Source organism: Hyalangium sp., from assembly GCF_035629615.1.
Taxonomy (GTDB): domain Bacteria; phylum Myxococcota; class Myxococcia; order Myxococcales; family Myxococcaceae; genus Hyalangium.
This window is the reverse complement of sequence record NZ_DASPHO010000870.1, coordinates 1-8,779: the sequence shown is the minus strand read 5'-3', so window position 1 is coordinate 8,779 and position 8,779 is coordinate 1. Positions and strand designations below refer to the sequence as shown.

Below are 8,779 nucleotides of genomic sequence, written 5' to 3'. Positions count from 1 at the left end.
GTGTGTCAGGGGAGGGCGGGTCTGGGACTTCGGGGGGCTGGAGGGGACTTCCTACTTGGGAGGGGGTGCCATGACGTCCTGGCTTGCGGGGTTGAGGCGGGCAGTGTTGAGTTGCACCCCCGACGCCCACGGACCCAAGGAGACTGCATGTCATCTGCCTCACCCGCTGAATGGAAGGGACCTCCCACGAACCGCGAGTTCATGGGGCACCCGGTCGGTCTCTTCGTCCTCTTCTTCACCGAGATGTGGGAGCGCTTTTCGTACTACGGCATGCGCGGGCTGCTGAAGCTCTACATGGTGAACTACCTGTTCATCTCCGTGCGCCAGACGCTCCAGGGCAAGGCGTACGACGGGGTGGGCAACCCGGATGACGTGATCGGCTGGGGCTTCGTCAAGTCGTTCCTCCCGACGATCGAGCCGGCGGCGCTCCAGCAGTGCGTCGGCGAGAAGGTGAAGGCCCTGGTCGCGGAGAACGCGGGCATGGCCGCCGAGCTGGCAACGACCATCGCCACCCAGAAGTGCAGCGTGGAGCCCAACGCCTCGCTGCTGTACGGCCTCTATACGAGTCTCGTCTACCTGACGCCGGTGTTCGGCGGTCTGATGGCCGACCGGTACCTGGGCCAGAAGAAGGCGGTCTACATCGGCGCGGCGACGATGGCGGCGGGGCAGTTCGTGCTCTTCGGCTCGGACAACCTGTTCTTCATTGGCCTGCTGCTGCTCATCGTCGGCAACGGCTTCTTCAAGCCGAACATCTCCACGCAGGTGGGCAGCCTCTACCCGCCGGGGGACTCGCGCCGCGACGGTGCCTTCACCATCTTCTACATGGGCATCAACATCGGCGCGTTCATCTGCAACTTCGTCTGCGGCACGCTGGCGGCCGTCTATGGGTGGCGCTATGGCTTCCTCGCCGCGGGCATCGGCATGTGCATCGGCCTCGTGGTGCAGTTCCTCGGCAAGAACTACCTCGCGCCGGACACGCTGCAGGATCGCAAGACGGGCGCGGCCCAGGCCCCGAAGGAGAAGCTGACCCGCAACGAGTGGAACCGGGTGTGGGCGCTCGTGGCGCTGTGCATGCTCAACATCGTCTTCTGGGCGGTCTACGAGCAGCAGGGCAACACGATGCAGACGTGGGCCGACGAGAAGACGAAGTGGCCGGAGTGGGCGTCCTCGACGTGGTTCCAGTCCGTGAATCCGTTCTTCATCTTCCTCTTCGCGCCGTTCCTCGATCGCTTCTGGGCCCGGCAGAACAAGGCGGGCACGGAGCCGTCCTCGGTGGCGAAGATGGCCATTGGCTGCTTCATCCTCGGCGGCTCCTTCGTCGTGATGGTGCTGGGCGCCCGCATCGTGGGCGATGGCTCGGGCAGCCTCTTCTGGCCCATCTTCTGCACGATGCTGCTGACGGTGGGTGAGCTCTACCTGTCGCCCGTGGGCCTGTCGCTGGTGACCAAGGTGGCGCCCGTGCGCATCGTCTCGCTGATGATGGGCATGTGGTTCCTGTCGAGCTTCGCGGGCAACTTCCTCTCGGGCTACATCGGTCAGTTCTACACGACGATGTCGAAGGAGACGTTCTTCCTGATGCTCATGGTGCTCGGGATCGCCGCAGGCATCGCCATCGCGCTGTTCAACAGGCCGCTGAAGAAGGCGATGCAGCCGGAGCAGGCACCCGCCGTGGGCGGCGCCAGCTCGTAACGGAAGCGGCCGCTCTCTCAGTTGGAGCGGCCTCTCCGCCTTGCGTTCTCCCCTCGAGCCGGGGTTGTTCACCCGGCTCGAGCTCACTGCGTCTGTTGCTGCCTTGCTCGCGCTCTCCACCGAGTGGGACCATTTATAGGCGATGATCGCTCCCAGGGTGGGAAACGTGAGCAGGGGCACGATCCAATAGGCATCTCCGCTGGCCAGCCCCAGGAGGAGCGCGGTGGCACCGCCCGCCAGGTTTCCGAGCGTCGCGCCGACGAGCGCCGGGAGAAATCGCCCCTCACCTCCCATCAGCTTCCCGATCGCGTAGACCCCGACCGCCGATCCGGCCGACATGCCCACGAACGCCAGTCCCAGCGACGCCAGGATGGCGTCTGCCCCTTCGCTGCAATCCAGGCAGAACGACCCCCAGAGGACCACAGCCCCTGGAATGGTGCCCGCAAGCCCCAACCAAAAACCCCCCACGGACTCGAGAAGGATGCGCGGCGCCTTGGAGTCTGAAGCTCCCGAGCGCTCCTCCCACGTGCGGGGGATGATCTCGCCCCGGGGCTCCTCCTCACCCTCGTAGCCTCCGTACGGGTCTGCCCCGGAACGAGATCCCTTGGGATCATAAGGCTCCTCCTCGGGGGCATGGGCTCCGGGGTGCTCGGGGGCTCCGGGAGGGTGATTTCCCCCAGGCCGGAGGTATCACTCTCCTCGGCAGGGGACAGCGCCGCCTGAGCGTGCTCCCTCGCGCTCGCTGAGGGGGACTGTTCCAGCAGGGCATGGAGCAGGCCTCCCCCACCGGCCACCAGCAACACGCCCATGGCCGTGGCGCGGAACCACACGTGCCACGGAAGAACCGCTCGTGGTGGGAAGGGCGGAGCCTCTGGCTCAGCTTGGGTGGGAGTCATGCGCAGGCCGATGGGCCGGTCCGCCTCAGGGCCCTCGCAGGTTGTCGCCAGCTGAAGTCCCGATGGAGTCCTCCGGCGGAAGACGACGCCATAGGAGCCCTGGGAGCCCCTAGCCCGCAGGCGCCACGAGCCGACGATCGAGCCAGGAGGAAGGGAGGCCGGGTGCATCGCGTGAGCAGTCTCCAAGAAGGTACCTCCAGACAAGAGAAGACCGTACAGGTAGTCTCATTCAACCCGACTTGGGAGGTAAAGCCCATAGCGTTCATCAAACCGGCAGGCGGTGGTTGCATCGGCGGGAGGGGGAGGTCCACTGCCAACGGGTTGGCACTGACGAGGGGGGGTCGGAGGCCTACTGCCAACGGGTTGGCACTGACGAGGGGGATCGGAGGCCTACTGCCAACGGGTTGGCACTGACGAAGGGGGCTGAGGTCCACTGCCCACTGGTGGGCACTGACGATGGGGTCGAGCTCAGTGCTAACCGGTTAGCACTGACGAGTGGAACCGGGAGCCAGTTCTTTCAATAGGTTAGCAGTGGGTAGGGCAGGAAGGTGGCCCAGTGCTAACTGGTTAGCAGTGGCCAAGTGGTGCCGGAGGCCACTTCCAACTGGTTGGAAGTGGCGAGTGGGCAGGGGGCTACTTCTAACTGGTTAGAAGTGGCGACGAGAAGGCAGGTTCAGTCCTTTCAGGGATTTAGCCGCCGAAGGATGGGCGAGGGCCAGGGCTGATCAGGATGTAGTGGGTAGAAACCACACCATGTGAGGACGAGCACCGCACAGTGCGGGAAGGGGAGGCACATGCGCGCGAAGCCTGCACAGAGAGCACTGAGCTGGGTACTGGTGATCCAGTTGCTGGTGAATGGGTGCGCCACGGTGCCGCTGGACGGCACCGGCGGCAGCGGCAGTCCTGTCGATCATCGGGCCCTCTCTCCTGGAAGCGCGCAGTGGGAGGAACTGGAAGAGGCACGGCGTGCCGAACTCGAGTCAGCGTTGGCGGGGATGTGGGGCGTAGCCAGCGAGGTGAGGGAGATGGGAGCGGTGCTGGAGTTCACCTACTGGGCGGAGGGCGGAGCCTTCACGTTGGTGTCCCTGCGCAGGCCCGAGCGGGGAAGGGGCCTGGGAAGCGTGCTGGAGCAGGAGTTTTTCGTGAGCAGCCTGCGTGAGAGCCTGTCCACCTACGCCGAGGGGACGGCGGGGTTGATGCGCCTGACGCTGCGGAGAGAAGAGCACCGCTGAAGAGCTTGAGATGCTTCTGAGGAGCCGATGACAAGCGACACCATGGATACAAGCCAGCAGTTGCCTGGGCTCAAACGTCTGCTCGAGGTCTGTCGAGCGCATGGCATCTCCGTGGACAGCTTGCCGCCTGGGGGGGGCCGCGCCCAAGGCAGGGGCCTTGTTCATGGGCCAGCGATTCGATCCGCTCCTGGCCGCCGCATTCTCGACCTTTGGAAAGCTCTCGCTCAGCCCGTCGCACTCGCTGTTGATACGATGTGATGATGAAGTGAGCGGCCTCGTGATAGAGAACGAAGATTCAAGAAAGTATTGGCCTGAGCGTTTTCATAGGCCTGTCGTGTTTGGCAGAGACATGCGCTATTGTTATGCGACTCTGCCAGAGCTGGTGGGCGATGAGGGCTTCCAGCCTGTCATCTGGATCGATCCATACGAAGAGATATACGCACTTCCCATCGCATCGGACGTGAATCGCTTCTTCGAAACGGTCTCTCGATATCTGGATGTCGTGGCGGACGAACCGGATTTCAAGGTGCGACAAGTGCCTTCGGTTGCATTTCCATGGGAGGTTCCGGAGCTCCTTGCTGCGGATGCTGCACTGGGAGTCATGATCCGTGCAGGGAAGTTTGATCCATGGATGTACTCGGGGGACGAAGCTTCCGCACGCGCCATTCGCGATTGGGTGGGAAAGATTCAGTCAGCCCGGCGAAATCCGTGAGAAGTGCAGCGCCATGGTGGAGAGTCTTGAGAGGGGTTGGTCATGGAGGGGCGAGTTAGAGCGAGGAGGGGTTACATATGCGAGTGAGGCGTGGCTGGAGAGCGCTGAGCTGGGTGCTGGTGGCTCAGTTGCTGATGAACGGGTGCGCCACGGTGCCGCAGGGGGGGACCGGCGGCAGCGGCAGTCCTGTCGAGCAGCGGGGCCCCACTCCAGGAAGCTCGCAGTGGGAGGAACTGGAGGAGGCGCGGCGTGCCGAGCTCGAGTCGGCGCTGGCGGGGATGTGGGGCGTGGCCAGCGAGGTGAGGGAAGTGGGAGCGGTGCTGGAGTTCAGCTACTGGGCGGAGGGCGGAGCCTTCTCCTTGCTGTCCCTGCGCAGGCCCGAGTGGGGAAGGGGCCTGGGAAGCGTGTTGGAGCAGGAGTCCTTCGCGAGCGGCCTGCGGGAGAGCCTGCCCCCCTACGCCGAGGGAGCGGCAGGGCTGCTGCGCCTTGTGCTGCGCAGAGAGGAGCACCGCTGGCGGGCGGACTTCCACCTGGACACCGGGGCAGAGTTCCCGCTGGAGGCCAAGACATGGCCGATCCAGCAAGTGGGAGTCCGCGTCGAGGTGCTGGAGCGCCTGGCCGCCACGGGGCGTGAGGTGGCCTCCAGGGTGTGGGCCCCCGAGGGAGCGCAGGTGCGGTGGCAGGTGGAGGTGGAACTGGAGGACGAGCGGGTAGGGGGCCTGGAGACCCGCCCGCCGCGCTCGCTGCCGGGGGGCAAGTCCGTGAGGGCGGCGCCGGAGACGGTGGGCACATGGGTGAACGTGCTGGCGCCCTTCACCCAAGGAATGGGCCCTCGGAAGGTGCGGCTGGAGTGGGAGGGCGAGCACATCGCGGGGAGTGGGCTGTCGCGCTGGAAGATCGTGGCCGCGGAGGTGGTGCGTCCACCCCCGCCTGCGCCCCAGAACGCCGAGGTGGCGCTGGAGTACCGGGCGATGCACGAGCAGATCCAGCGACAGTGGCGCGAGCAGACGCGAGAGGGCTTCCAGACCATGGGGATCCTTGGCGCGGAGCAGGTGGCGCTCTTTGTGGTGGCAGGGTGGGCGACGCGAGGTCTGGCGGTGGTGGTGAAAGCGGCGACGCCAGTGATCGCCCGGATGCTGACAAAGGGCGGCACGTATGCGGTCGGGTGGTTCCGCTCTCTTTTCGTTCGGGCGTCCCCTGCCGAAAAACAAGCCTTTGCCCGGCTGATGGCCAAAGCGGAAACTCAAGGCCTGGAGGCGCTCACAATTGGCGAGCGCAACGAAGTCCGAGCTTTCTTGACCCGCCTGGATGGGCTTGCCTCTGCTAAGTTGAGCTCGGGCGCGAAGGATGAACTGCGTAGGCTTGCGCGAGAGGATTTCCTCAAGATTCATCCCGATCTCGTCAAGAGACTCAAAGAACTCTTGAAGGGACCTGTTGATGTACATCATCGGATCCCATTGGACTTTGCGCATTTCTTCCCGGCCAGAGACATCAACGCCATGGACAACCTTGTTGCAGTGGAGCCACGCGTGCATCGGCTCATCAACAGGGTTTGGGGAGAATATACGCAGCGTGCTGGCGCAAGGGCGACTGCCACTGAGGTCGAGGCGGTTGAGAAGATCGTTAAGAAACACTTTGAGCGTTGGTATAGCAATACTCGAGACGTGCCTGCTTCCGAGGAGATGCTCGTGCGATCAGCGCAGAAAGCACTTGCGGAGCTAGAGTCGCTGTTCGCTGGTGTTGGGAGGTAAGAGTGAGCGCAAGAATCGAATTGGCGGGCTTGCAGAAACTGAAGGCGGTCTGTCAGCGCCATGGACTTCCGTTGGAAATCCTACCACCGGCGAATACAGTCTCCGGGCCTGGTGAGACATACCTCGGGCAGCCATTCGACCCGATGTTGTCTGCCCTCTATAGGGAAACGAACGGAGCCATGCTGGGGGATTTTCAGACCTATCCATTGCAGGGGGATGAAAATGTACTTCAGCGCATCAACAAGGGGATGCGTGTTCTTGGAGATGAACCCTACGTCTCCTCACTCTTGTTCGGACAGGTCCCGTTGTTGGCATACTATCTTGCGACCGTTCCGAGTTTGGCCGACTCAAGAGGGCTCCAACCCGTTATCTTCATCAACGGCTACGAAGGCGATCAAGTACTGCCTGTCGCTTCCAATGTCGATGAGTTCTTCAGGACGTTCTCCATCTATCTGGAGCGAGCGGTCCTCGAGCCAGAATTTGTTGCGGAGCGTCGCATAGGCTTACGTTTCCCAGAGAGCATCCTGGACGTTGTTGCGCGTGATCGGTCCATGGTCGATGCAATGTCTGCCGGGCGATTCAACTGGTTGATCAAGACCGAGGAGAGTCGTGAATGGATCTCTAAGGTTGTTCAGGCAGTACCTTGAATGCCGTGTTCGCTCCTTGGTCGTCCATGCCAGCCTACGATCGATCAGGTCTGAATCGCTTATTGGAGGTCGTGCGCAGGCGCGGTGTGCCTGTAGAGACGCTGCCAGCTGGCCGTTCTCCTCCGCACTCAGGCGAGAGGCTGTGCGGAATGCCGGTCGACCCACTCCTGGCCGCTGCATTCACCCGTTGTGGAAAACTCGTTCTTGGCTCCACTGGCACCCAATGTCCTCTGTTGACCCGCTGTGATGATGAGGTCAATGGCCTCCTCTTGGAGAACGAAGAGTGGCAAGGCTACTTTTGAAGAGAATTTCCGTGACACCAAGGACCTGAGGTTTGGCATGGGCCTGTCCTCGATGAGCATCGCTGAGCCAGAGCGCAGGGATAGGCTGTTGCTGCTCAGCGCCTTGGCGTGTGCCCTCCTGACTCTGTTAGTCGCCGCCGGGGAGAGCCTGGGCATGGAGCGCCAGCTCAAAGCCAACACCGTCAAGCGCCGCACCTACTCACTGTTCCGCCAGGGCTGCATGTACTACGAAGCCATTCCCAAGATGCCAGACCACAGGCTTCGTCCCCTCCTCGAGCGCTTCGCTCAACTCGTTAGGGAGCAGCCCGTGTTCTGCGGAGTCTTCGGGCTCATGTGAGGGGATACCTCAGTATCTGGGGACCAGGAGCAGCGAAGCCACTTGCTCCCGCAGCGCGACCGGTACGAGAGCTTGAGCCATGGGCCCGCGGTGCTCATGGTGCGCTCATCCGTGCACCCTGCCGATGGCCCTCAAAGCCTTACTTCGTTAGGCGCTCTAATCCTCGTTGATCGAAAACGCAGTGAATGGCTCATCAGGTGCGGTGAATAGCTTGGCGCAAAGGTCGTCCCAGGTAGCCCGACTGACGCTTGTGGCGGCCTTGCGGGATGAGAGAATTAGCTGACAAGCGTTTAGATATGCCTGCAATGGTGCAAGTTCTCTGAGTCTCATCGGGCAAAGCTCTTGAGGAAGCCTCAAAATGGTGGTTAAGAGGTTATAGGACTGATCCTGTAGTCCGCGAGCGGCATTCAATGTTGGGCGTAGGTGATAGAAGCGCAGCGCTGTTTGAAAGAAGTCGACACTGAAATAACGAGATGCGGTGAGCTTCTCGCACAGGGGCATCATTGTGTTTTCGAGAAATATTTCGAAAATCTCTTGTGGCTTGCGAGGGACGGAAGTAAGGGTGGCAGCGAAAGTAGGATCGTTAGCGAGTGAGCACACATCCTGAACGCTATGCAAGAGGCTGGGATTGAAGTCGCGATCGAGCTCAAGAGTTAACTCAAGGGCAGTTGTAACGGCGCGGTCGGGGTGGGTGACCTCGTAATTGGAATCAACTTTCATGTCACGAGTGGAGGCGATTTTGTAGGCGCGCTCGATGATGTGGTCGAAGGCAAGGGGGACGCTGAGTGAGAATGCAAGGCGTGCAGTGTTCAGTCGTACATCTCGTACGGAGTGAACTGATTGGTGTACCCAGCGCAGAAGTTGGAAAGTTCTGGGAGCAGAAACTAGTAAGTTCCTGGCTGATGCCAGCATGCGGGTCAGCAGGCCATCTGCCTTGCCGATAAGTCCTGCAACGAGAAGAAACACCTCGCGCCAGCGAGGGTCATTTAGCCTACCTTATTCGTCAGAAGGAAGAGGGGTGACCCAAGAAGTAGGATGACGCGCCCGATCCGCCGAGTGTAGAGGGGAGTTGTTCAGGCAACCCGCTACCCCCGCCAGGAGGCGCGTCATGGGTGAAATCCTCAAGGACTTTGCGCTGAAGTTCAACGGTTCGATTCGGCTGGAGGCGCGAGAGGAGCGGCTGACGGCGGAAGCCGGGGCGCTGGTGCTGCGG

At 62.2% G+C, this 8,779-nt stretch carries 6 protein-coding genes and 1 pseudogene; 6 read left to right on the top strand and 1 reads right to left on the bottom strand.

Features of this window, described 5'->3' with window-relative positions:
* The first annotated feature begins 147 nt into the window (after nt 1–147).
* The 6 genes and pseudogenes from VD972_RS43620 to VD972_RS43595 form a co-directional block, all read left to right on the top strand.
* Nucleotides 148–1,689, top strand: coding sequence for a peptide MFS transporter (locus tag VD972_RS43620; protein ID WP_324995731.1), 1,542 nt, complete (start codon nt 148–150; stop codon nt 1,687–1,689).
* A gap of 1,690 nt (nt 1,690–3,379) precedes the next feature.
* On the top strand, nt 3,380–3,817 hold the full coding sequence (locus VD972_RS43615; protein WP_324995729.1) for a hypothetical protein: 438 nt from the start codon (nt 3,380–3,382) through the stop codon (nt 3,815–3,817).
* Nucleotides 3,818–3,980: 163 nt separating this feature from the next.
* Nucleotides 3,981–4,529, top strand: a complete 549-nt coding sequence (locus tag VD972_RS43610; RefSeq protein ID WP_324995727.1) for a hypothetical protein — start codon at nt 3,981–3,983, stop codon at nt 4,527–4,529.
* A 77-nt stretch (nt 4,530–4,606) separates the two neighbouring features.
* Nucleotides 4,607–6,280, top strand: a complete 1,674-nt coding sequence (locus VD972_RS43605; protein ID WP_324995725.1) for a hypothetical protein — start codon at nt 4,607–4,609, stop codon at nt 6,278–6,280.
* A gap of 2 nt (nt 6,281–6,282) precedes the next feature.
* Nucleotides 6,283–6,927, top strand: a complete 645-nt coding sequence (locus VD972_RS43600; protein WP_324995723.1) for a hypothetical protein — start codon at nt 6,283–6,285, stop codon at nt 6,925–6,927.
* Between the two features lie 294 nt (nt 6,928–7,221).
* Nucleotides 7,222–7,566, top strand: a pseudogene (locus VD972_RS43595) (IS4 family transposase); the annotation flags it as partial.
* Nucleotides 7,567–7,722: 156 nt separating this feature from the next.
* Here the strand turns inward: VD972_RS43595 and VD972_RS43590 are convergent.
* Nucleotides 7,723–8,532 carry a hypothetical protein gene (locus tag VD972_RS43590; RefSeq protein WP_324995721.1) on the bottom strand — a complete coding sequence of 270 codons (810 nt, stop codon included), beginning with the start codon at nt 8,530–8,532 and terminating at the stop codon, nt 7,723–7,725.
* Nucleotides 8,533–8,779 lie beyond the last annotated feature (247 nt).

Bases quoted from the DNA above. Each gene is read 5' to 3' on its own strand.
- VD972_RS43620 (WP_324995731.1), top strand. From the start codon at position 148: ATGTCATCTGCCTCACCCGCTGAATGGAAGGGACCTCCCACGAACCGC.
- VD972_RS43615 (WP_324995729.1), top strand. From the start codon at position 3,380: ATGCGCGCGAAGCCTGCACAGAGAGCACTGAGCTGGGTACTGGTGATC.
- VD972_RS43610 (WP_324995727.1), top strand. From the start codon at position 3,981: ATGGGCCAGCGATTCGATCCGCTCCTGGCCGCCGCATTCTCGACCTTT.
- VD972_RS43605 (WP_324995725.1), top strand. From the start codon at position 4,607: ATGCGAGTGAGGCGTGGCTGGAGAGCGCTGAGCTGGGTGCTGGTGGCT.